The 23029-nt window shown below is 36.6% G+C and carries 22 protein-coding genes; 5 read left to right on the top strand and 17 right to left on the bottom strand.

The features are described from left to right. Nucleotides 1–158 precede the first annotated feature (158 nt). The 7 genes from HCN53_RS03495 to HCN53_RS03465 all read right to left on the bottom strand — a co-directional run bounded on the left by HCN53_RS03495 (nucleotide 159) and on the right by HCN53_RS03465 (nucleotide 8500). Nucleotides 159–566: a hypothetical protein gene (locus HCN53_RS03495; RefSeq protein ID WP_105019068.1), complete on the bottom strand. Its 408-nt coding sequence runs from the start codon at nucleotides 564–566 to the stop codon at nucleotides 159–161. A gap of 414 nt (nucleotides 567–980) precedes the next feature. Beyond that, nucleotides 981–2108: a hypothetical protein gene (locus HCN53_RS03490; protein WP_167342040.1), complete on the bottom strand. Its 1128-nt coding sequence runs from the start codon at nucleotides 2106–2108 to the stop codon at nucleotides 981–983. 467 nt (nucleotides 2109–2575) lie between these two features. Further along, on the bottom strand, nucleotides 2576–5710 hold the full coding sequence (locus HCN53_RS03485; protein ID WP_167342039.1) for a TonB-dependent receptor: 3135 nt from the start codon (nucleotides 5708–5710) through the stop codon (nucleotides 2576–2578). A 555-nt stretch (nucleotides 5711–6265) separates the two neighbouring features. Next, nucleotides 6266–6742 carry a hypothetical protein gene (locus tag HCN53_RS03480; RefSeq protein ID WP_240919384.1) on the bottom strand — a complete coding sequence of 159 codons (477 nt, stop codon included), beginning with the start codon at nucleotides 6740–6742 and terminating at the stop codon, nucleotides 6266–6268. A gap of 179 nt (nucleotides 6743–6921) precedes the next feature. Continuing rightward, nucleotides 6922–7158, bottom strand: coding sequence for a hypothetical protein (locus tag HCN53_RS03475; protein ID WP_167342038.1), 237 nt, complete (start codon nucleotides 7156–7158; stop codon nucleotides 6922–6924). A 59-nt stretch (nucleotides 7159–7217) separates the two neighbouring features. Then, the gene (locus HCN53_RS03470) at nucleotides 7218–7628 is read right to left on the bottom strand and encodes a hypothetical protein (protein WP_167342037.1); all 411 of its coding nucleotides are present in this window, start codon (nucleotides 7626–7628) and stop codon (nucleotides 7218–7220) included. A 239-nt stretch (nucleotides 7629–7867) separates the two neighbouring features. After that, entirely contained in the window at nucleotides 7868–8500 is a 633-nt protein-coding gene (locus tag HCN53_RS03465; protein ID WP_167342036.1) for a hypothetical protein, read from the bottom strand. Nucleotides 8501–8804: 304 nt separating this feature from the next. Here HCN53_RS03465 and HCN53_RS03460 point away from each other — a divergent pair, with 304 nt between their 5' ends. Further along, nucleotides 8805–9632 (top strand): tyrosine-type recombinase/integrase, encoded by an 828-nt coding sequence (locus HCN53_RS03460; protein WP_167342035.1) that lies wholly within the window; start codon nucleotides 8805–8807, stop codon nucleotides 9630–9632. A gap of 50 nt (nucleotides 9633–9682) precedes the next feature. Here HCN53_RS03460 and HCN53_RS03455 read toward each other — a convergent pair whose 3' ends face one another. The 7 genes from HCN53_RS03455 to dnaK form a co-directional block, all read right to left on the bottom strand. Then, a complete protein-coding gene (locus HCN53_RS03455; RefSeq protein WP_060522442.1) occupies nucleotides 9683–10300 on the bottom strand; it encodes an L-threonylcarbamoyladenylate synthase in 618 nt (205 codons plus the stop codon). Nucleotide 10301: 1 nt separating this feature from the next. Beyond that, nucleotides 10302–10574 carry a hypothetical protein gene (locus HCN53_RS03450; RefSeq protein ID WP_167342034.1) on the bottom strand — a complete coding sequence of 91 codons (273 nt, stop codon included), beginning with the start codon at nucleotides 10572–10574 and terminating at the stop codon, nucleotides 10302–10304. Between the two features lie 51 nt (nucleotides 10575–10625). Then, complete coding sequence (locus HCN53_RS03445) at nucleotides 10626–10838, bottom strand: DUF2945 domain-containing protein (protein WP_042280261.1); 213 nt, start codon at nucleotides 10836–10838, stop codon at nucleotides 10626–10628. A gap of 107 nt (nucleotides 10839–10945) precedes the next feature. Then, nucleotides 10946–12319, bottom strand: a complete 1374-nt coding sequence (locus HCN53_RS03440) for an aldehyde dehydrogenase (protein ID WP_167342033.1) — start codon at nucleotides 12317–12319, stop codon at nucleotides 10946–10948. Between the two features lie 6 nt (nucleotides 12320–12325). Continuing rightward, a complete protein-coding gene (locus tag HCN53_RS03435; protein ID WP_105019054.1) occupies nucleotides 12326–13018 on the bottom strand; it encodes an RluA family pseudouridine synthase in 693 nt (230 codons plus the stop codon). Nucleotides 13019–13173: 155 nt separating this feature from the next. Beyond that, nucleotides 13174–14910 (bottom strand): mechanosensitive ion channel family protein, encoded by a 1737-nt coding sequence (locus HCN53_RS03430; protein ID WP_167342032.1) that lies wholly within the window; start codon nucleotides 14908–14910, stop codon nucleotides 13174–13176. A 195-nt stretch (nucleotides 14911–15105) separates the two neighbouring features. Further along, complete coding sequence (dnaK, locus tag HCN53_RS03425; RefSeq protein WP_042280255.1) at nucleotides 15106–17010, bottom strand: molecular chaperone DnaK; 1905 nt, start codon at nucleotides 17008–17010, stop codon at nucleotides 15106–15108. Between the two features lie 281 nt (nucleotides 17011–17291). Here dnaK and HCN53_RS03420 point away from each other — a divergent pair, with 281 nt between their 5' ends. From HCN53_RS03420 to HCN53_RS03410, 3 genes are all read left to right on the top strand, one after another. Then, nucleotides 17292–18716, top strand: a complete 1425-nt coding sequence (locus tag HCN53_RS03420) for an L-serine ammonia-lyase (RefSeq protein WP_167342031.1) — start codon at nucleotides 17292–17294, stop codon at nucleotides 18714–18716. A gap of 79 nt (nucleotides 18717–18795) precedes the next feature. Next, the gene (locus HCN53_RS03415) at nucleotides 18796–19302 is read left to right on the top strand and encodes a PH domain-containing protein (protein WP_042280254.1); all 507 of its coding nucleotides are present in this window, start codon (nucleotides 18796–18798) and stop codon (nucleotides 19300–19302) included. Continuing rightward, on the top strand, nucleotides 19295–20797 hold the full coding sequence (locus tag HCN53_RS03410) for a PH domain-containing protein (protein ID WP_167342030.1): 1503 nt from the start codon (nucleotides 19295–19297) through the stop codon (nucleotides 20795–20797). Before HCN53_RS03415 ends, HCN53_RS03410 begins: the two co-directional genes overlap by 8 nt. A 6-nt stretch (nucleotides 20798–20803) precedes the next feature. Here HCN53_RS03410 and HCN53_RS03405 read toward each other — a convergent pair whose 3' ends face one another. Continuing rightward, entirely contained in the window at nucleotides 20804–21217 is a 414-nt protein-coding gene (locus HCN53_RS03405) for a MerC domain-containing protein (RefSeq protein WP_167342029.1), read from the bottom strand. Between the two features lie 79 nt (nucleotides 21218–21296). Here HCN53_RS03405 and HCN53_RS03400 point away from each other — a divergent pair, with 79 nt between their 5' ends. Next, a complete protein-coding gene (locus tag HCN53_RS03400) occupies nucleotides 21297–21680 on the top strand; it encodes a Fur family transcriptional regulator (protein ID WP_167342028.1) in 384 nt (127 codons plus the stop codon). Between the two features lie 62 nt (nucleotides 21681–21742). Here HCN53_RS03400 and HCN53_RS03395 read toward each other — a convergent pair whose 3' ends face one another. Both HCN53_RS03395 and HCN53_RS03390 read right to left on the bottom strand, forming a co-directional pair. After that, nucleotides 21743–22252: a lactoylglutathione lyase family protein gene (locus tag HCN53_RS03395; RefSeq protein ID WP_167343239.1), complete on the bottom strand. Its 510-nt coding sequence runs from the start codon at nucleotides 22250–22252 to the stop codon at nucleotides 21743–21745. 43 nt (nucleotides 22253–22295) lie between these two features. Continuing rightward, entirely contained in the window at nucleotides 22296–22994 is a 699-nt protein-coding gene (locus tag HCN53_RS03390; RefSeq protein ID WP_167342027.1) for a ZIP family metal transporter, read from the bottom strand. Nucleotides 22995–23029 lie beyond the last annotated feature (35 nt).

Here is a 23029-nt window from a genome sequence, read left to right as displayed (position 1 = left end):
GAGCGCTAGCGAAATGGCCTGAACGACCGTAGGTATCGTCCAGCAACGGTCTCGTATAACCGTCAGTTACGGGTTAAAGTACGCAAATTTTTCGGTTTGGCACTGACGTTAGCAATTCCGAGTGGATTCGGACGTAGTCGAATCCGCCGTAATTGCGGTTATACATTGTTGTGTGGCGTTTTTTCATTTATTAGTGGTTTGTATTCATTCAGTTGATGCCATTCCTCAATTATATTCATTTTCCGAAATCTTTTACTAATCAGTAATTTCAGAACATTATTTTGGTCAGTCCGTCTTATTTTAATCCAAAGTGGAATCTCGTTTTTGTAAGTTACTAACCAATCGCACACTTCATTCAGCTTAATTTGTTTTCCGATTATGTTCGGAAGAGACCAAAGTCTCATTATATCATCAGAATTCGTTTTAGGGTCTTGTTTTTCTTCAGGGTCAAATTCGACAATGTATTCAGTACTGTCAAAGTTTTCAATCGAATAATTTTCAACTCTAATTTCAGTCAGAAATTTAGTCAATTGGCTTTTAAGAAATATTGAATTTGATTTTTGCATTTAGTTTCTTAAATGACACACAACACGCACAGGTTATGGCGAGTTCACGCAGAATGCGCAGCATTCTAGAGTGTACGGTAGCCATTAGCGTTAATTTGCTATAACCGTAGTTGTTGACGGTACCAGTAACGCTGGTTAGTGTTTAGTTGTTTAGGTTATAAATATAGTTAGATAAAAGCAAATTACAGCGTATGCTGTGCGTGTTGCTGGACGGTAAGTTCAGGAGAGAATTGAGCGATAGCGAAATGGCCTGAACGACCGTAGGTATCGTCCAGCAACGGTCTCGTATAACCGTCAGTTACGGGTTAAAGTACGGAAATTTTTCGGTTTAGCACAGACGTTAGCAATTCCGAGTGGATTCGGACGTAGTCGAATCCGCCGTAATTGCGGTTATACATTGTTATGTGCTGGCTTTTAATCTTCATTTAGTTCAGTACAAATCAATCTGTATGCCGTGAAATATTCAATGTCATTATAAATATTAGATTCCATATGGTCTAATTCATTTAGGACTAATTCATTTTCCGAACATTTTCTTCGTAGACAACCACCAAAAAAATCAAAATCCATTGGATTACGTTTTGTAGCGAGTTTACCAAGTTCATAATGGTAAGTTACAGGTCTTTCTATATTATCTCTTGATATCTGTGAAGCGTCAACGAAATTTATATCAAAGATTGGCTTCTCAACATCGTTGTTTTCTATTCTTTTTCTGGGTTCAAAAAGCTCAACTGCATATTCTCTCTTTTCTTTTAGACTACTTCTCAAGTCTTGATAAAATTTATCTATCAAATTTTCATACCTCTTATGTTCCTCTTTTCTTTTATTTATTTTTAATAAAGATTCTTTATCATAGATGAAATCATACTCAAAAATGGATTCATAAAATACTTCTGAAATTTTAAGAATTTCCTCAAGACTTTTTTTGTCTATTAAGCTTTCTATTTTTTCAATTTCTTTAGTGAAGTCGGTTAGTATTTTCTTTAGTTTGATTAAAATTTTGTCGAAGTATTTATTCAAAAAATCTTTATGTCTGTGTATTATTTCAGAGACCGCATACTCCATTGATTCGAACTTGTAGTCATTATCTTTATGGTATCTTAAATAAACAATTTTATCACTGCCACCATTGTAACCAAAAAGACAAGATGAAATAAATTGTCCTTTGTGTTTCCTTATCGGATGTCCTACGAGTTCGTTGCGTATTTCTCTATTAATTAAATAGTTTGAATCCTTTTTTAAATCTCCTTTGTTTATTCCACATTTGAAGATAATTAGTAATTCTTCGATGAAATCTTGTTGGACATATATACTTTGAAGTAAGCTAATTTGATTAGAAAATCGGTCGGCGTAGGATTTTGAGTTTCTATTATCAAATATTATGTCAAAAGTATCTTGAAAATAACCTAAAATATCTCCGAAATAATTGGTTTGGACTTCAGGTGTGAACTTGATTTTCTTTTTACAGAACTCATATTCCCAAATAAATGAATTCCAAATGTCAGCAATTCGGTCAAGTTTATATGTTACTTCTTCTTTCAATTCTCAATGTTCTGTTCAGCTTGCACATAACACGCACAGGTTATGGCGAGTTCACGCAGAATGCGCAGCATTCTATAGTGTACGGTAGCCAATAGCGTTAATTTGCTATAACCGTAGTTGTTGACGGTACCAGTAACGCTGGTTAGTGTTTAAATGTTTAGGTTATAAATATAGTTAGATAAAAGCAAATTACAGCGACTTGTCTCCGACGAGCAAACGCAGTTTGCGAGAGGAAGACACGCGTGTATCTAACTTATAAGTTCAGGAGAGAATTGAGCGCTAGCGAAATGGCCTGAACGACCGTAGGTATCGTCCAGCAACGGTCTTGTATATGAAAAGTAGTGGGTTTTTATGAACTAACTTTTCGGTTTATAACTGACCTTTATTTCATTATTTATCTTTCGTTTTAGCACTTAAACCGCTATTTTTTATATACGTTGTTGCAAGTAGTAGTTTTTTCTAATCTTTTAAAAATTATATTTCACACCTAATTGTGCTCTCCAACGAGAATTGAATAAATCTGTAACATAAGGGTCTGTTCCTTCTGGGATATTGAACTGGAATTGCGGTTCATTATTTTCTATACCTCTAAAATCTAAAAGACTAAAACTGGAATTGACTACGTTAGGCACAAATACCAATCGTCCCCAGTCCTTATTGATAAAATTAAATACATTAAGCATATCTACAGATAAAGATATTTTATCACCATTCTTTAATGCTAGTCCATATTCTAATTTCATATCCAATTCGTGGTTCCAAGGTGTTCTTGCTCCATTACGCTCTGCAACTTGTCCTCTTCGTTCTCTTAGATAAGGGTCTCTTTCGATAAAAGCATTTAATCGTTGCCATTGTTCGGTAGCACTTACAGTTACATTTCCAGAAGCATCGACTATATCAATTAAATTAATTTCAGAGGCATCTCTTGGAACATAAATAATATCGTTTCTTGAAGAACCATCACGATTTAAGTCGCCTCTATATACATATGAAAAAGGACTTCCTGCCCTTCCGTTGTATAGAAAAGCGATAAATCCTGTGCTATTTTTTCCTATGTTAAAATTATATGAATGGCTACTTACAAATTTATGTCTTAGGTCAAAATTTGAAAAGGATAACGAAGGGTCATTGGCAATTAAGGCTTGATTCCATTCAAAATTTGCTGCTGGCGAACTGCGTACGGTACTGGATATATCTTTACTCATCCCATATGTGTAACCAAAATATCCGCGGTAACCACCTGCCTGTTTGCTAAGACCAAAAGTTATGTTGTATCTAAACCCTTTGTCCGTATTGGTAAGTAAAAATACATTTGTAAAATTCGGGTTAATCTTTATATCATCTCCTGTTTCTAAAAAATAGGGACGATTATCAGCTCCACTAAAATTACCAACGTTGTTTTGTCTATTAATGGATTGAAAAAGCAACCCATTTACCACTTCTGTATAAGTACCTTCTATATCTATTGTCCATCGATTTGGCAATTTGGCTTTAAATGCAATATTTGTTTTCCAATCTCTTGGAAGACTAAAGTCAGGATCTAAAAGATTTATTTCAGCCAGATTAGGTTGTAGGCTTCTTAAATCTTCCAAGTTTTCGGTTAATGCTACGGCTTCGTCTGGCCTTAAATCAATATTAAAATATTCTGTACCCGAAATATATTCCGCGTATGCAAACCATAAATAAGGTATTCTACCTGAAAAAAGTCCTGTACCACCTCTTATGGTAAACTTTCCATCTTCATCGATTTTATAGTTGAAACCAAATCTTGGATTAAGCTGTGGTGCTTTTGATATGGTGTTGTCAAATCTTGAAAATTCTGGTGTATTGCGTACTTCTTCACTCACAGGCAATCGTTGTGTTAAATATTGACCATCTAACCGAATACCAGCAGTTATTTCAAGTTTTTCATTAATACGGAAATTATCCTGAAAAAAGGCAGCAGCTTCTAATACGCCAATAGTGGCTGAAGGACGATTGCTTACAAAATCAAAACTATTATTATTTACGTTGTAAACTCCTCGTATTCGTGCTGGTCTGTCATTTAGAAAGTCGTCAACTGAGCGATATTCCCAGCGACCGTTCCACGCAGAGAGAAACCCATAATCTACATCGTGCAATTGACCAAAAACTCCAGTTGTAAAATGGTGTTGACCAGAATCGAAAGTATATGTATCCGCAATTTGTAGCGTAGAGAAATCGGTGTTGTACACAGAGGCCTCGCGATAGGTTCCTGCAAAAATACGAGCAGCAGATGATGTAGCAATTTGAATGTGAGGGAATACACGTCCTTCAAAATCACGATTTTCTTGTACTGTATTATATCCAACAGAAAGTTTATTTGTGCTTCCGGACTTGAAATTTGATTTTAATTCTACAGCAAGACTATTGGCAACACTGTTATGTCTATATCCTTGATTTCCAAAATTGAAGAACGTACTGTTCCATTCCAGATTATCAGTAAAACTATTGACGTAATTATTACGAAGCGTTATTTTATGTACGTCGGACAGGTTGTAATCTAATCTTGTAAATAATTTTGTACTTGCGGTTTGTAGGTCTGCATTTTGAAAAGTGCCAGGGTCATAATTATACTCATTTAATAATCTATCTCGTATTGCTGTCACATCTTCTAAAGAAATATCAGATGTGCTGCTACCAGGCGCATTTAGAACAGGAAAGTTGGATAATGCCTGTTCAAAATTAACATAGTAAAACAACTTATCTTTTACTATAGCACCTCCAATACCACCACCAAATTGTGCGTCAAAAAATGATTCTACATTCTGTTCAGCACCACCAGCAAATCTACCTATCAAATTTTGATTGTTTCCGTAGCCATAAACTTCGGCTTTAGTTGTGTTAGTTCCATTTTTGGTCACTAAGTTGATACTCGCTCCGTTGAAATTACCAATACTTACATCGAATGGTGATAGTTTCACGCTAACTTGTTTAACGGCACCAAGTCCAATAGGTTGACTTCGGGATAAACTTCCTGGTGTTCCGTTTGCAGAGGAACCCGACGCACCGCTTGCAGGTTCTTGAAAGCCTATGATATCGTTATTGGCTATTCCGTCAATATTTAAGTTGTTAAATCGGTTACTTGCTCCGCCAAAAGAGTTTAGATTGTTTTCGGGAAGATTTTTTGTCAAATCCTGAATACTTCTATTAATGGTAGGTGTTGCCTTGATATTTTTACGATTTAACAAGGTTTCATTTCCGCTTTTCTTTGGGGTAGATTCTGCAGTTATTACAACTTCTTGCAACGAAGTGTTTTCTTCTTGTAAAATAAAATCCTTTATGGTAGTGGTACCCAAATTAATGGTAATATTAACTTCCTCTATGGTTTTGTAGCCCAAAAATGAAATACTTATTTTATATGAATTTCCTGGTGGAATATTGTTAAGTCTATAAAAGCCATTTTCTTGCGATATGGCACCATAATTAAAATTGGTTTCTGTGTCTGTCAGAACGATATTGGCAAAAGGTATGGAATTATTTTGACTGTCTTTTAAACTACCTTGAAGGTTTCCTGTGGTTTCTTGGGATAAAGCTATAGCGCTTAATAATAGTAAAAATAGAGTAGTTAGGTTGTATTTCATTTATTATAAAAAATATTAAGGTTTTAAATTCGTTATTTAAGTTTTTGTTTTTGGTACTAAATATAAATACGAAAAGTCGAGAAGTAAGGTTTTAAATTACAACCTTTGGGTAGAATCTTTATTATTTTTCAGTTTTATTGTTCAGAGGAATGTTTCTTGAGCTATTACTTGCAACACGCACAGGTTATGGCGAGTTCACGCAGAATGCGTAGCATTCTAGAGTGTACGGTAGCCATTAGCGTTAATTTGCTATAACCGTAGTTGTTGACGGTACCAGTAACGCTGGTTAGTGTTTAGTTATTTAGGTTATAAATATAGTTAGATAAAAGCAAATTACAGCGTATGCTGTGCGTGTTGCTGGACGGTAAGTTCAGGAGAGAATTGAGCGCTAGCGAAATGGCCTGAACAACCGTAGGTATCGTCCAGCAACGGTTTCGTATAACCGTCAGTTACGGATTTATATGCGTTAATATTCGTTAAGCACTGACGTAAGTAATTTCGAGTGGATTCGGACGTAGTCGAATCCGCCGTAATTGCGGTTATACATTGTTGCCATTAGTTTTTTTTCGCTTTTGCTTTATTCATTAAAAGTCCTTGCATCTTTTGTCCGTATTCGTTTTCAACTTTAATGTCAGCTTTCCAAGTAATTTCTTTATCGTTTAATTTAATTTCATATTTATATCCGCCATTCTGCAATTTCAGTGTGTCAGGATTGTGAAGCTTTTCCGGATTGTATGTCACACTATCTACCATAATTACTCTTGATTTTTCCAAATTCATATTGTAACCAACAAATACAATTTCGCCCTTGATTTTTGAGTTCAGCTCGTAGGTGTTTTTGTAATCGGGAATGTCTCTTACAGATATACTGTCAAATACATATTTAGTTTCAATATCCGCAACAATTTTTCGTAAACTATCATTTTCCGCACGCAGACTTTCCAGTTTAGCGATAGTGTTTTCGGCTTGATTTATATCAGTACAGCCAAATATCATAAAGGTCAGAAGTACAATTAGTGTAGATTTGGTCATTTTTTTCAAATTAATGGCAACACGCACAGGTTATGGCGAGTTCACGCAGAATGCGCAGCATTCTAGAGTGTACGGTAGCCATTAGCGTTAATTTGCTATAACCGTAGTTGTTGACGGTACCAGTAACGCTGGTTAGTGTTTAGTTGTTTAGGTTATAAATATAGTTAGATAAAAGCAAATTACAGCGTATGCTGTGCGTGTTGCTGGACGGTAAGTTCAGGAGAGAATTGAGCGATAGCGAAATGGCCTGAACGACCGTAGGTATCGTCCAGCAACGGTTTAGCTATGAACAGTACGGTGGCAAACTGGCGTTTGCTTTCCGCCACGCACATAGCGAAATCTTTTTGTTTTGATTTATTTTTTGTTTTGTCCAAAGCTAAATCCAACAGATTTAGCGACTTTATAAAAATACGCAAACCCTGAGATTAAGATCAAAGTCCGTATTGTTTATAGGTTGTGTTGTGCGTAGGTTTTTTTAGAGTTTGTGGGTTCTCCAACTACAGTCCCGTTCATTTGGATTTGTTGTTAAACAAGTTTGAAATTTTATTAGTTTCCATACCTCATTTTTTTTCTGGACTATAAATTTTATAGAATTAAAAGATTTTTCTGCCCAAAAATAAATTTCATATTTCGATTTATTCACTTTGATTGATTCAATAGAAACTGCTTTTGCAACATGCGAATATCTAGGGGGCTGTCGAAAATTTAAACCGGATATCGTTCTATTTTGTTTTCCAAAAGCGTATTGTTCAAACAATACATTGAAGTCCTTTACAAATCCTTTCTCTTTATAACCCGAATTACCAAATGCTTTAGTTTCTAGTTTGTCTGCTTTAGAAGCAAACTCTTGGCACATTTCTATGACTTGTTTTTCTTCCTTTTCCATTCTTAGTTTATTTCCATTTGATTTACAGTTAAAACTTAAGACAATAATCAAAGAGCAGAGAATCGCTGTATGTTTTCTCATTTAATTTGTCAACTTACGCACAACGGTCTCGTATAACCGTCAGTTACGGGATTAAAGATAATGTTTTTCGGTTAAGAACTGACGTTAGCAATTCCGAGTGGATTCGGACGCAGTCGAATCCGCCGTAATTGCGGTTATACATTGTTGTGCAACGTTTTTTATTCAATTTCTACTCCGTTTAAATTCCATTTATAAATTCGATTGTCCCAATCAGTTGCTTTCACAAAATTGTCTTTAACTTCGAAGTCATCTTTTCCATTTTGCGAAACAAAAATATCAGCTCCACCATTTTGCCATATTATTTTTCCGTCATTGTTAATTCGCGTTATTTCCAATTCTCCGTGAATTATAAAACCGTTTTCTATTTTAAATATTTCAAATGCAGTAGCTATATCAACTTTTGTTTTCCAATTCAGATTTAGAGTAGGTAAGTCCAAACAAAAAACTGAATCGCAACAGCATATTAAAACCCGATTAGATTCAATAATTTGAGAAGTTTTGTGCAGTCCAGTTGCTCCGTTTTCAGCTCCAATTATCGCACTATTTATTTCAGTTCCGTTTTCTGATATTTTTATTCCGATTTTAGTCGGTAATTTGAAATCAGATTCCGTTAAATAGTTATTTAAATATTTATTCAGATTGTCCTTCGAGTCTGGATTATAGTCAGATTCGTTTAATAACTCAACTTGGTATTTTCCTATTTCGAATGTCATTTCAAATGTTGCACAACACGCACAGGTTATGGCGAGTTCACGCAGAATGCGCAGCATTCTAGAGTGTACGGTAGCCATTAGCGTTAATTTGCTATAACCGTAGTTGTTGACGGTACCAGTAACGCTGGTTAGTGTTTAGTTGTTTAGGTTATAAATATAGTTAGATAAAAGCAAATTACAGCGTATGCTGTGCGTGTTGCTGGACGGTAAGTTCAGGAGAGAATTGAGCGATAGCGAAATGGCCTGAACGACCGTAGGTATCGTCCAGCAACTAGTTTATATAAGCAATATACCAAAAATTAGCACTATACCACCCAAAATGTAAGTATATAAATAGGTTTATTACATTTTTATTATATTGCTGTATAAATGGTATATACACATGTTTGATGACTTTAAACAATTCCTAGCTATAAAACGTTACAGTCCAAACACCGCCAAAACATATCTAGGGTTACTCAATTCCTTTCAACAGTTTTTAGGTGAAACTATACCCATTCATCAAGCTGATTCTAGTGTTATAAGAAAGACTTTTACTCAAAAAGTTCTTAAAGAAAACCTGGCCTATTCTACCCAAAAACAACTTGCTAGCGCTATAAGATTATACCTAAACACCATGCACAACAGGTCCATCGAATTAACCACCGTAACACCTCGTAAACCTCAAAAAGTATTACCCGATGTCCTAAGCGCACACGAGATCAACTTAATTTTAAATTCAATTACCAATAAAAAACACCACACAGCAATACTCGTGATATATGCATTAGGATTGCGTAGTGGCGAGCTCATTAACCTTAAAATAAGCCACATAGATGGGCAGCGTGATCAGGTCAAAATTGTGGCCAGTAAAGGTCGCAAGGATAGGTACTTGCCTTTACCCAAGGATCTGAAAGTAAGGTTGAGAGAATACTACAAATTATACAAGCCCAAAGAGTACTTGATAGAAGGATATAATCACAGTCGCTATAGTGCATCTAGTCTAAGAGCCGTACTGGCTAAAGCTCTAGAGAAATCAGGAATAAATAAAAAGGTTACTTTACACACCTTGCGACATTCCTATGCCACTCATCTTATGGAGGCTGGTGTGAATATTAGAGTGATTCAAGAATTACTAGGTCACAACGATATTAAAACGACCTTGATATATACACACGTATCTCGCATTCATTTGGACAAAGTTCCTAATGTGATGCAGTTTTTACAATAAATGCAAGGTATCCTTAATGGGTACTTAATGCGAGTAGGGCACTCATAGGCTTAAAGCTCTACACTGCCTTTTCCTTCACGCACCAATACCGGTTCATCACCAGTAAGGTCAATTATAGTAGATCCTATATTACCACCATAACCGCCATCTATGACTATATCAACAAGATGGTCCCATTTCTCCCAGATCAGGCTGGGATCTGTAGTATATTCAATTACCTCATCATCGTCCTTTATAGAAGTAGAAATTATAGGACGACCCAGCTCACGCACCAGGGCAATCGCTATAGGATGATCAGGTACACGTATACCTACAGTTTTCTTTTTCTTAAAAACAGTAGGTAAGTTATTATTGCCCGGCAAAATAAAAGTATACGGTCCTGGTAAATTTCTTTTAAGTAATTTAAAAGTACCGCTATCTATTTGACTTACGTAATCGCTTAAATTACTTAAGTCCTCACAAATAAATGAGAAGTTGGCCTTTTCTAATTTTACACCCTTAATACGAGCCACTTTTTCTAGGGCATTTTTATTGGTAATATCACATCCCAGACCATAAACCGTATCAGTAGGATAAATTACAAGCGCACCATTGCGCATGGCATCGGCAACGCGTTTAATTTCTCTAGGATTAGGATTATCCTCATAAATTTTAATAAAATCGGCCATATTAATCCCTTAAAAATAAATAGTGCAAGCTAGATAGGGTAATTATTGCTGTAAGTACCGCGATAAACAATTGCGTCCACAGTCTAAGTTGTTCTACATCGGGTTGTGGTACAGGTTGATAGCGATGTCTACCATTGCGATCAATTTTAATACCCATTCTATCCTTAGGACTGCATAACTCTACCCAGCTGCGGTAGGCAATCACAGCGGCAAGTATAAAAACGGCAGCCAGTACAATGGCTACAGTAGCAGTTCCTAGTTCCATCCAATTCATCATATAGGGTAGTAGTGTGTAAAAAATGTATAGTTAAATATACGTAAAAAATTAATCTGCTCGGTTTACTTCGCTCTCTAATTTTAGAACGTTGCTACCGTCTTCTTGTTCGATATACAAGGCTTTATTTCCTTCTTCACCTTCTCTAGTTACCTCATTGCCGTCTATGGTACGTGTCACTTTTTTGGTAAATGTGGACTGTACAGTACCGGTTGCAGTACCATTTCCCCATTCCCATTTTACTTTGGTTCCTTCCTTTATCATAGCTATTTTTATTTTAAAGGTAGTTGATCATTACGCTTTCGCGAAAGCGTACTAACAAAACATTACCACCACATTGTGACAGTTTTAAGGTTGTACCTATATCGTTGTTAAAAACGCTTTAAAAAGGATTTTGTTGCTTTTAATTTACCAGCATAAGGTGGATATTTTAAAGTAATATCCAGCCAGTTTTTCCTGTGTACCACACTTTTATAATGACTGAAACAGTCAAAACTGTGCTTGCCGTGATAGGCTCCTATACCGCTGTTGCCCACACCACCAAAAGGCAATCTATCGTTCACAAAATGAACTATACAATCATTAATCACGCCACCACCATAACTATAACGTTTTGTAAACCAATTAATAAACGATTTTTGAGTAGCAAAAACGTAACCACTCAAGGGTTTTTCATATCTGTGAATCCACCTTTCAATATCGTCTTGTTCCTGATAACTAATGACGGGTAGTATGGGACCAAAAATTTCCTGTTGCATGACAGCGCTTTCCTCACCAGGCTCGTCAAGTAGAGTAGGAGCTAGGTACAACTGCTCTAGGTTGTAATCACCACCGGTGATAAGTTGTTCACCATCTAGGTAAGAAAGTAATTTTTCTAAGTGGTCCTTGCGATTAATACGGCCATAATCATGACTAGATTGCGGTTGTTCTCCATAAAACTGTGCTATGCTTATTTGCAATTGTTTAACCAATTCCTGTTTTACGCTTGCATGAACCAGTATGTAATCAGGTGCAATACAAGTTTGACCAGCATTTAGAAACTTGGCCCATACAATTCGTTTTGCGGCCGTTTTTATCGCAGCACTTTGGTGAACGACACAAGGGTTTTTACCGCCTAATTCTAGTGTTACAGGAGTAAGATGCTGTGCGGCTGCCTGGTAGATAAGTTTACCTACTTGTGGACTGCCAGTAAAAAAAATGTAATCCCATTTAAGGCTTGTAAGCTCTTTGGCAACTGCGGCATCACCTTTACATACGGTTACATGTTCAGGAGAAAAGCTTGTAGCAATAATTTCCTCGAGTAATTGAGAGGTGTGTGGTGCAAATTCACTAGGTTTTAAAACCACAGTATTACCAGCTCCTACAGCTCCTATTACTGGAGCTAGCGCTAGTTGAAAGGGATAATTCCACGGTGATATAACGAGAACGTTCCCATAAGGTTCGGGATATTGTCTGGCCTGGGATGGAAAATTAAGTAAGGCCGCACGTACTTTTTTAGGTTTTGTCCAGCGTTTAAGTTTGTAAAGAAACTTGCGCAATTCGGCCATGACTACATTATACTCAGTAACATAGGCTTCAAACTCACTTTTACCCAAATCTTTTTTAAGTGCGTTGTATACGTCTTGTTCTCTAGTCTCTAACGTGTTTTTTAATCGCTGTAAACTTTGGGTTCTATAATTTAATTCTTTAGTAGCTCCAGTTTTAAAAAACTGCTGTTGTAAACGGTGTGTGTGGGATACATTCATAGGTAATTATTTACTTGCAGCAAGCCACAAATTATCATGATCGGGTACTGGTGCCACGATTGTAACAGGTTCTTTCTTAACAGGATGAATAAACGACAGTTGTCTGGCATGCAGGTGTATACTGCCATCCTTATTGGACCTGCGTGCACCGTATTTAAGATCTCCTTTTATAACGTGACCTATTTTGCTTAATTGACATCTTATCTGGTGATGTCTACCTGTTTCTAGCGTTATTTCTAACAGTGTATAACGTTCTAACTGTTTAATGATTTTATAGGTAAGTACGGCCTTTTTTGAATCGGGCACTTCATGATCGTGAGCATAACTTTTATTTTGTTTGGTATTGCGCACTAGGTAATGAACGAGCCGTTCTTCTTTAGATTTTGGCGTTCCTTCTACAAGTGCCCAATAGATTTTTTCAGTTTTATGATCAGCAAATAATTTGTTCATGCGCGGTAACGCTTTTGAAGTACGTGCAAAAACTACAACACCGCTAGTAGGTCGATCTAGCCTGTGTGTCACACCCAAATAAACAGCACCTGGTTTATCGTATTTGTGAGCTATATATTTTTTAATAGCATCGGGTAGAATAGGATCACCAGTTTTATCACCTTGAACTAGTTCACCAGATTCTTTGTTGACCGCAATTAAATGGTTGTCCTCGTGCAAAATGCGGTGTTCAATATTCTTTCTACTCATAAAGGATAAAGATAAGAAGGTATCTACCTTGATTTACGATTTGTTATTAAGTTATTACAAGAAGTTGTTCAGCGTGGTAACGTGGTGATACTTCCATCGCTACTTAAATCAGCTTTATTAGGGATCATGACCTAATTTCACTTGCAGTATTTCCATTAGGTAGATTCCTTTTGAATCAAGATGCGCTCTTTGGACAAGTGTTTCCCATCGTTTAATTGAGCTATAAATTTCACTAGTTCTTCTCTTAACTTACAGTGTAATTCCCATGCCGAATTAGCATCCTGAGCACTACAAAGCGCTCTTATGGCTATTGCTTTTTCAGTTACTTCGGTAACTTGGACAACAGGTGGATGTTCTTCATCATACTCTTCTTCTTGTTTTAATAATTCAGAGAACTTTTCACGCACTAGCTGTACGTCGGTATTATAATCGGCATAAACAACAATGGGCTGTAAACGGTGAGCATTGGTCATGGACCAATTTTGGAATGGCTTTGAGATAATGTCTTTAAGAGGAATAATAAGCCTACGACTGTCCCAGGTACGTGTAACCATGTAGGTAAAGCGTATGTCTTCTACATAACACCATTCGTCACCTATATACAAAGTGTCACCAATTTTGCACGGTCTTGTAAGTGCAATTTGTATTCCTGCTATGATATTACCTAAGGTATTTTGTGCTGCTACACCTAATATTATGGTAATCAAACCAGCAGACGCCAGTAAGGAAATACCTAATTTTTCTAAAGATCTAAACTGTGATAATACTACCGATATGGCAACAAAGATGATAATGATGGTCAATAATCGTCGCGCTACCGAAATGTAAGTCATCATCATACGAGCTTGTGTGTTTTCCTCTATAGATGAATCGCCTATTTTATGTTCGGCAATGTAGGTCATTACAGCATTAATAAAACTCATGAGCAACCAGGCAATGGAAGCAATTACCAGTACCAAAAGGATTGCGTAAATAGTACTAGAATAAGGTCCAGAAAATGAAATGAGTTTATTAAGTATGATATAAAAGAATAGCATGCTTAGGGCTATTCCTGCTGGTTTGGCTAACTTATTAGCTGTTGTTCTTAGCCAAGCTCTGTCTGACTTAAGTAACAACCTTCTTGTTACATAGCTAAAAACTCTTCCTACAGCATATGCCATAAAGAAAAGGAGAATGGTCGCTAAAAATTTCCAAACAGGAAAACCTAGAAATGAAACTCTGGCCCATTGAGGCATGATACGATCAAGTTTTCTAGGACCATACTCCTCATACAAGGGTTCAATATTTTCTACCGTATTGGATGCTATCATCCAAAAAGCACCATAATCGTCTAATTTAACACGTTGTATGCGTAGGACTACATCGCGGTTGTTTAAATCTACTTCTCCAAAAACCACACTTCGTCTAGGGTTTCCAGCAATAGCTCCGTTTGTTGAAGTAGTTATATCAATTTGTCCATCGGGTCTATCTGATATGTTGTTCCAATCAATTTTGACTCGTTGATTGAGCACGAAATAAAATTTCTCTGCGAGAATTGCCGCTTCTTTTTTAGTTACTTCCTTGGGAAAAAGATTTAAGTTAAGGGCATAACCGGCTTCTTCAAAGTTGTTGTTTCTACAGCTAGATATAAATTGTTCTAGTGTTGCCTGTGGTGTTTGAAAGTTTAAATGATTAGGTGGTAATCCAATGTTTTCATTTAGTCTATTAACAATGTAAAAAGCCTCGTTATACGCTCCAATAGGATTTGATTGGTAGGTACCTGCTTCAGATATGGTATCGGATAATTTAGGAAAATCACGAGTTGGCTCAGCTTCTTTTTCCTGACTGTTTCCTAGGATAGAAAATACCAATAAACCAAAAAGTAAAAACCTATGAAAACCTGTTTTTAACATAGTTCATAAGGTAGATATATTTCGTGTTTTGACGTATTAGTGATTTGTTAAATCCTATCAGTAAGTAGTAATTTTAAGTGTGTTTTATAATTCAGAAGTAATAAAAAAGGCCTTGATTAAGATCAAGGCCTTTCTTGTACTATATCGTAGTTCAAATAAAGAAACTACAACCAAACTCGTGGTTTGTTTTTGAGTTTACTTTACTTCTTCAAAGTCAACATCTTCTACATCACTTGTATCGTCACCAGCTTGTTGTTGAGCACCAGCATCAGGACCAGGTTGACCACCTTGAGCCTCGGCTTGAGCTTTATACATTTCTTCACTAGCTGCAGTCCATACAGTATTCATTTTCTCAAGAGCAGGATCAATTTGTGCGATATCCTTAGTTTCATAAGCTTTCTTCAACTCTTCAAGAGCTTCTTCAATTGGCTTTTTCTTATCATCACCTAGTTTATCACCAAATTCTTCTAATTGCTTTTCAGTTTGGAAAATCAACTGGTCTGCTTGATTTAATTTATCGGCTTTTTCTTTAGCTTGCTTATCAGCTTCAGCATTAGCTTCAGCTTCTTGCTTCATTTTTTGGATTTCCTCTTCCGTAAGACCCGATGACGCTTCGATACGAATGTCTTGTTTCTTACCAGTAGCTTTATCCTCGGCGCTTACCTTAATGATACCGTTGGCATCAATATCAAAAGTCACTTCAATTTGCGGTGTACCACGACGTGCTGGTGGAATACCATCTAAGTGAAAACGACCAATGGTCTTGTTATCTGTAGCCATAGAACGCTCACCTTGAAGTACGTGAATTTCTACACTAGGCTGATTATCAGCTGCTGTAGAGAATACTTGTGACTTTTTAGTAGGAATAGTTGTATTAGCATCGATAAGTTTAGTCATAACGCCACCCATAGTTTCAATACCTAGAGAAAGAGGAGTTACATCTAGAAGTAATACATCCTTAACATCACCTGTAAGTACACCACCTTGAATAGCAGCACCAATTGCTACAACTTCATCAGGGTTTACACCTTTAGAAGGCTTTTTACCGAAGAATTTTTCAACTGCTTCTTGTACTGCTGGGATACGAGTAGATCCACCTACAAGTATGATTTCATCGATATCACCAGTAGAAAGATCTGCTGCTTTAAGAGCAGTTCTACATGGTTCAATAGTACGCTTTACTAAATCATCAATTAATTGCTCAAATTTTGATCTTGTAAGCGTTTTTACCAAGTGTTTAGGACCGCTAGCGGTAGCAGTTACATAAGGTAAGTTAATTTCAGTTTGAGCACTTGATGAAAGTTCAATTTTAGCTTTTTCTGCAGCTTCTTTAAGACGTTGTAACGCCATTGGATCTTTACGTAAGTCCATTTGCTCAGCTGCTTGGAATTCATCAGCTAGCCAGTTGATGATTGCTTCATCTACATCATCACCACCTAGGTGTGTATCACCATCAGTCGATAATACTTCAAACACGCCATCTCCTAATTCAAGAATAGAAACATCGTGAGTACCACCACCAAAGTCAAATACAACGATTTTTTGATCTGTATCTTTTTTATCTAGACCGTATGCAAGTGCAGCAGCAGTAGGTTCGTTGATAATACGCTCTACTTTAAGACCTGCGATTTCACCAGCTTCCTTAGTCGCCTGACGTTGTGAGTCGTTAAAATAAGCTGGTACAGTAATTACAGCTCCTGTTACTTCAGTACCTAAGTAATCTTCGGCTGTTTTTTTCATTTTCTGTAGGATCATAGCACTCAATTCTTGTGGAGTGTACAATCTTCCATCTATATCAACACGTGGTGTGTCGTTGTCACCTTTTACCACGTTGTAAGGTACGCGATCAGCTTCTCTTTGAGATTCAGAGTATTTGTTACCCATGAATCTTTTGATAGAGTAGATGGTTTTTTCTGGGTTAGTTACTGCTTGTCTTTTTGCAGGATCACCCACTTTAATTTCACCACCTTCTACAAACGCAATTACAGATGGGGTTGTGCGTTTTCCTTCTGCATTAGGTATTACAGTAGGCTCGCTTCCTTCCATTACCGAAACACAGCTGTTTGTTGTACCTAAATCGATTCCTATTATTTTACTCATTATATCAATTTTAAGTTTTATTCAAATTTTTACACTCTGCATAAGTCAATGTTTGTGCCAAGCAAATGCCAGTGACAGGATGTCATAATTACAGAAAAGCTGACAGTGCACCATTACTTATCTGTATACAAGAGTTCTACTTATCAATAATTGCCCATGTACCGAATGACACTTTTAAACCACTGTAACAATTATTAAAAATAGGGTTGGATAGTGCTACAATTTTTCGGCTATGACAAAGGATAAAAGTATATTTGAATTTCGAATGAAAAAGAAACAACATGGAAGCAATCAGCGTTTTTGACATGCTTAAAATAGGAGTAGGACCTTCTAGTTCACATACTTTAGGACCATGGCGTGCAGCCAATAGGTTTCTTGAGAAATTACGTAAAGTGAATAAATTAAAGCAAGTACAACGCATTCAAGTGGATCTTTATGGAAGCTTATCCTTGACCGGTCGCGGTCATGCCACCGACATTGCAGTGATGATGGGATTGATGGATAAAGATCCTGTGACTTGTGATATTGCTCAAATTCCGCACGATGTAGCGGCTTTAAGTAGTGAAAAATGTATCAAATTAAATGACGGTATTCAATTTGAGTTTGATCCAGTTGAAGCCATAACCTTCCACCGTAAATTTTTACCTTATCATCCTAATGGATTAAGATTTAAAGCCTTTTACAAGGATGGTAAATCCAGAACCGAGCATTTTTATAGTATAGGAGGCGGATTTGTAGTTCAAAAGGAACGCAAGCGAGCTCAAAAGAAAAAAGTGACATTCAGTTGTTTTCCTAGACCGGTACAAACAGCAACAGAATTATTAAACTATTGCCATCGAGACGGCATGGCAATAAGCGAGGTCGTTTTAGAAAACGAACGATACATGCGCAGTGATGAAGAAATCAATAAAGAGTTCAAAGCTGTTTGGGACGTCATGCTCGATAGTATGTATACAGGTTGCCATACCGAGGGAACTTTACCAGGTGGATTAAACGTAAGACGTCGCGCTTATGACAACCACCTAAAGCTTCAAAAAGGTAAACCTTATTCTAATAAAGAAGAGTGGATTGAAGCCATACGCGATACCGAAGTGAAATTTAGAGAAATCTTAAAATGGGTGTCCTGTTTTGCCCTTGCGGTTAATGAAGTAAATGCATCCTTGGGCCGTGTGGTAACAGCTCCTACCAACGGTAGTGCTGGTGTTATTCCATCTGTAATCATGTATTATATGGTAATTGAAAACCACGACGCAAACTTTGAGGACATCAAAAAGTTTTTACTGGTAGCTGGTGAGGTAGGAGCTTTATTTAAAAAAGGAGCGACCATAAGTGCTGCAATGGGTGGTTGCCAGGCAGAAATTGGTGTAAGTAGCGCAATGGCAGCTGCTGGATTAACAGAACTTATGGGTGGCACACCAGACCAAGTTCTTATGGCTGCGGAAATTGCCATGGAACACCACCTAGGACTTACCTGTGATCCTATTGCAGGATTGGTTCAAGTTCCTTGTATAGAACGCAACGCTATGGGAGCAATTAAGGCTATAAATGCTTGTGAACTAGCTCTCGACGCCGACGCCTCACATGCCAAAGTACCTTTAGATAAGGTTATTAATACCATGTGGCAAACGGCTCAAGATATGAATTCCAAATACAAAGAAACTAGTGAAGGCGGACTTGCAGTTAATGTGAGTTTGAGCGATTGTTAATTAGAATTTTTAATATTTTCTTTATTACGCTTTCGCGAAAGCGTAACAGCTATTAACTTTATGAGTCTAATAGTTGATAATGACAAACGAGCAAATTCTTACCCATTCACTACCGGACATTGAAAGCTTTTCATTTGAGAAACATCCTAAGCGTTTTTTAAATAAAAAACTCATAGCCAACACCTTATACATGATACCACTTGCTATAGCGGTAGGCTTTTTGTTTTATAATTTTTCAGAATTTCCTTGGTTGGGCTGGAGTGGATTAGGTTTATGGGCTTTTATACTTTTGTTTTCATTATTTGTGAATTATAAGGAATATTTTGTTCGAGGTTATACTTTAAGAGAACACGATATAACGTATCGCAAAGGATGGATCTTTCACCATCAAATCACAGTACCCTTCAATCGCATTCAACATACTGAAATCAATCATGGACCTATAGACAGACTCTTTAATCTTTGTGAGCTAGAGATTTATACCGCTGGAGGTTCTTCTAGTGATTTATCCATAAGCGGTCTGGATCCTAAAGATGCTCAAAATTTAAAATCATTTGTAGCAGGAAAAACGAGCACACATGTTTGATTTATCAACTCCACAGCGACAAAGCAAAAAAGTTATTGCTCTGTATGCCTTTAAGAGCTTAAGGGGTTTTATATTCTTTTTCGTTTTTGCAGCTTTTGGGATGCGAGGATTTCTTGAAGGGCTTGCTTTTACAGGATTAGTACTTTTTGTTGCGGCTACCAGCTTAATAGGACCAGTAATTCAATACTTGTTTTTCAAATTTCACATAGAACAAGATGAATTTATACTGAATAAAGGATGGTTATTTAAGGAAAAAAAAGCGGTTCCGCTAGAACGCATTCAATCTGTAAATCTAGAGCAAAATTTGCTACAACGTATACTTAAGGTATACAGTGTACAAATAGAAACAGCTGGTTCCAAGGAGAAAGAACTGGAGATTAAAGCACTGGACGAGTCGGCAGCGCTTTCTCTTAAACAAGCTCTACTCGACATAAGTAACCAAAGGGTAGAGCAGGAGAAAACTGAAGTTACAGAACCAGAAAAGAAAACAGTAAATCCTACTTCCAACGAGGTTTCATCTACCTTGCTAAAATTAAGTTTCTTAGATCTTTTCAAAGTAGGTATGACCCAAAACCACTTGCGCAGTGGTGGCGTAGCAATAGGTCTTGTAGTAGGAAGTTATTTTAAATTTCAGGATGTAATTAAGCAGTTTTTCGGAGATTATTTAGATGGTTGGGAATGGGAAAATCTAATGAGTTTTGCTAGTTTGGGTATGCTATTTAGTTTTTTATTGATATTCTTGGTATTCTCCATAGTGGTAAGCTTAATAACTGTTTTTAGTAATTACTATGGTTTTAAGGCTGTAGTTTATCAAAGTCATCTTGAACTTTCTATGGGATTAATCAAGCGTCAAGAAATCCGTGTTCCTATTGAGAAAATTCAATCTCTCGAATTTAGAACAAACCCTTTAAGACAGTGGTTAGGCTATTCTACAGCCTATATTTATCAAGCTCAGTCAGATGCTAATAAGGCTTCTAAAGTAAGTATTCCTGCCTGTAAAAAAGAGCATATTAAAATACTACAAGAAACGGCTTTTAAGGATAGCGTTGTTGATGCTACTATTGATATTCCATGTAATGGTTTTTCATACATGAGATTAGCAAGTTATATCATGCTTGCCACTTTGATTCCTACGTTGGTTCCGCTAGCATATTTTGGAGATTATAACTGGGTGGTACCTATGCTTATACCAGCGGTATTGATTGTCTTTTGGAGCTATATGTATGGTAGCAATAGTGGTATAGTCACAGATAAAGATTTTATAGGATTTAAAAAAGGCTGGTTATTCAAGAGCTTTTCTATAAGTCCTGTATTTAAAGCGCAAGCAGTAGAAAAATGGGACAGTATTTTTATAAGAAGGCGTGAAGAAATGCATGTTAAGTTTCATACAGCCTCTGGCAGTAATGGGTTGAGGTATTTTAAAAAAGACGCTGTTAACCACTTACTGAATTATATAAATAATACGGTAATAAAAAGCAATCGTAATTGGATGTAACAATTTTTAATGAAGGCAGCATTGTTCATCATTACATTGACAATACTTTAAATGAAATAGGTGTAAACCTGCAAGCACAATAGCAACGCCATAAGTAACAGATTCTGCCAAGGCTATAATTTCTATTTTCTCATTAACAATTAAGAGAAACAGTAAACTATAAGTTGACCATAAAACGTACTTCATCCAGTTCCTAGAACTTTTTTGTAGGGTTTGCTTGATAGCTATAAAGGAAACAAACAGAAATATAAAATCAAGATAATCCCACCAGATAGGTGCTGCGGCGTGATTATGATGATCAATCGTGCCATGAGTGTGCGCATGTGCGATAAAAAGAATAGGAGTTGCTACACAGTGTATGATACACATAATGCTTGCTGTAGCTCCATATACATCAGGTTTTAATAAGTTTACTTTCATTTTTATATTTTAATGCAACACAGTTGCAAAAGTAAGAAGTAAAGTTGGTAGTAACTCTATGAAAGTATAATTTTGCGTTATGGGCATACAACGTAAGACATCGACAATTGGACTGTTGCTTGATCAATTTAAGAAAAGTAATCAAGCTATTGCAGCTGTAGAATTAGTTGATCGCTTAAAAGAAAAAGTAAACAAAACTACGGTATATCGTGCATTAGAAAGGCTAGAGGATGATGGCTTAGTACATTCTTTTTTAGACCGTGATGGGATTAAGCGTTACGCTATTTGCCAGGATTGTAATAAGGATTCACACGTGCATAATCATCCTCATTTTCAATGTACGAATTGTGGTAAGGTAGATTGTCTAGAAGAAGCCTCGGTAAATATTCCTAAAATCTCAGGTCGAACTATACACAAGACTGATGTGCTACTTCAAGGAATTTGCGAAACTTGTTCAGTTTAAAATTCCACAAATTCCAAATGAAGGTACTTTGTTGGGCGTTATAACTAATGTCTTAAAAAGGATTAATCCTCATTTTGATAAGCTCCAGAGGAATAGGTGAGTTCGTAGCTGTGTGTGTAAATTTCAAACACAATTCCAAATGGATCCTCAACATAAACCATTTTATACGGTTTTTCATTAGGATAATATTCTCGTATAGGCATACGTTGTTTTCCTCCAGCATCCACAATACGCTCAGTTAATTTTTCAATCTCAGGATCTTGAACACAAAAATGAAATAATCCTGTATTGAAAGGATTAAATTCTGGTGCTTCTTTTTGACCAAAAGGGAATGCAAAGAGTTCAATACCTATTCCGTCAGATGTAGATAAATGAGCAATTTTAAAACTTTCCCAATCTTCACCAAACACATCAATACACATTTGACCAATGGCCGTGTCAGTCTCTTTTTTCACTGTTGAAGGTGGCATAATTACATACCAACCCATTATTTCTGAGTAAAATACAACTGCTTTATGAATATCGGGTACTGTAATCCCTATATGGGAAAATGATTTAGGATATGGAGTCATCTTTTTTATGGCAAGGTAGAAATTTGACAAACAAGGTTTCTTACTATTCTCCTAAAGTATTTAAGTATAGAGCCAGAATAAGACCTATAGCAGTAGCTACTCCACTCCAGTATTTATTCTCCTTAAAAGCCTTTGGAAATACTTCTATCGCCAGGGAAGCTACAACTGCACCGCCAGCAAAACATTTTATGTAGTTTAAATAACTCTTTGGAACATCATCCAATAGGAAATGACCTATTAAAGCTGCCATAGATAAGATTATGGCGGTAGCGATCCATAGAATTAATATTTTCCGTTTGGAAGAGGTGTTTTCAGCCATCTCCTTAGCACCACCAGCTGCTTCGGGTAAATTTGATAATAGGATGGAACCAGAAAGCGCTGCCACAGATAATGGGCTTGCACTTATCAAAGCAACTCCTAAAGCTAGGTTTTCTGGTATGCCATCTAAAGTAATGGCAGCCAGTAAACCAGCACCGCTATTAGATCCCCATTTTTCTTTGATTAAATAGTCCAAACCTGTGAAAATAGTAGCGCCCAAAAATACACAGAGCAACGTGATCCCAACAGAATCGTTCTTCAATGAAGGATGAATTAATTCCAAGATTGCTGAAACTAATAAAGCTCCACCAGCCAAAGCGACTAAAAAACCTTCCAGTTTTTTAGACAGTGAACCATAAATACCCCAAACGGCTCCAAGAATTAAAGCTGCAGAAACTGTAAGAATTACGATAAACGTCATCATATTAAAGCCCAAGTTACGGACTTAATTTTATTTAA

It is taken from the genome of Nonlabens sp. SY33080 (assembly GCF_011784885.1).
Classification (GTDB): domain Bacteria; phylum Bacteroidota; class Bacteroidia; order Flavobacteriales; family Flavobacteriaceae; genus Nonlabens; species Nonlabens tegetincola.
Note: the sequence above shows the minus strand (reverse complement) of the source record. Positions and strands in the feature narration are given on the sequence as shown.

Excerpts from the sequence above, each read along its gene's own strand:
- HCN53_RS03495 (WP_105019068.1), bottom strand. The coding sequence starts at position 566 with ATGCAAAAATCAAATTCAATATTTCTTAAAAGCCAATTGACTAAATTT.
- HCN53_RS03485 (WP_167342039.1), bottom strand. The coding sequence starts at position 5,710 with ATGAAATACAACCTAACTACTCTATTTTTACTATTATTAAGCGCTATA.
- HCN53_RS03480 (WP_240919384.1), bottom strand. The coding sequence starts at position 6,742 with ATGACCAAATCTACACTAATTGTACTTCTGACCTTTATGATATTTGGC.
- HCN53_RS03470 (WP_167342037.1), bottom strand. The coding sequence starts at position 7,628 with ATGGAAAAGGAAGAAAAACAAGTCATAGAAATGTGCCAAGAGTTTGCT.
- HCN53_RS03465 (WP_167342036.1), bottom strand. The coding sequence starts at position 8,500 with ATGGCTACCGTACACTCTAGAATGCTGCGCATTCTGCGTGAACTCGCC.
- HCN53_RS03460 (WP_167342035.1), top strand. The coding sequence starts at position 8,805 with ATGTTTGATGACTTTAAACAATTCCTAGCTATAAAACGTTACAGTCCA.
- HCN53_RS03455 (WP_060522442.1), bottom strand. The coding sequence starts at position 10,300 with ATGGCCGATTTTATTAAAATTTATGAGGATAATCCTAATCCTAGAGAA.
- HCN53_RS03450 (WP_167342034.1), bottom strand. The coding sequence starts at position 10,574 with ATGAATTGGATGGAACTAGGAACTGCTACTGTAGCCATTGTACTGGCT.
- HCN53_RS03445 (WP_042280261.1), bottom strand. The coding sequence starts at position 10,838 with ATGATAAAGGAAGGAACCAAAGTAAAATGGGAATGGGGAAATGGTACT.
- HCN53_RS03440 (WP_167342033.1), bottom strand. The coding sequence starts at position 12,319 with ATGAATGTATCCCACACACACCGTTTACAACAGCAGTTTTTTAAAACT.
- HCN53_RS03435 (WP_105019054.1), bottom strand. The coding sequence starts at position 13,018 with ATGAGTAGAAAGAATATTGAACACCGCATTTTGCACGAGGACAACCAT.
- HCN53_RS03430 (WP_167342032.1), bottom strand. The coding sequence starts at position 14,910 with ATGTTAAAAACAGGTTTTCATAGGTTTTTACTTTTTGGTTTATTGGTA.
- dnaK (WP_042280255.1), bottom strand. The coding sequence starts at position 17,010 with ATGAGTAAAATAATAGGAATCGATTTAGGTACAACAAACAGCTGTGTT.
- HCN53_RS03420 (WP_167342031.1), top strand. The coding sequence starts at position 17,292 with ATGGAAGCAATCAGCGTTTTTGACATGCTTAAAATAGGAGTAGGACCT.
- HCN53_RS03415 (WP_042280254.1), top strand. The coding sequence starts at position 18,796 with ATGACAAACGAGCAAATTCTTACCCATTCACTACCGGACATTGAAAGC.
- HCN53_RS03410 (WP_167342030.1), top strand. The coding sequence starts at position 19,295 with ATGTTTGATTTATCAACTCCACAGCGACAAAGCAAAAAAGTTATTGCT.
- HCN53_RS03405 (WP_167342029.1), bottom strand. The coding sequence starts at position 21,217 with ATGAAAGTAAACTTATTAAAACCTGATGTATATGGAGCTACAGCAAGC.
- HCN53_RS03400 (WP_167342028.1), top strand. The coding sequence starts at position 21,297 with ATGGGCATACAACGTAAGACATCGACAATTGGACTGTTGCTTGATCAA.
- HCN53_RS03395 (WP_167343239.1), bottom strand. The coding sequence starts at position 22,252 with ATGACTCCATATCCTAAATCATTTTCCCATATAGGGATTACAGTACCC.
- HCN53_RS03390 (WP_167342027.1), bottom strand. The coding sequence starts at position 22,994 with ATGATGACGTTTATCGTAATTCTTACAGTTTCTGCAGCTTTAATTCTT.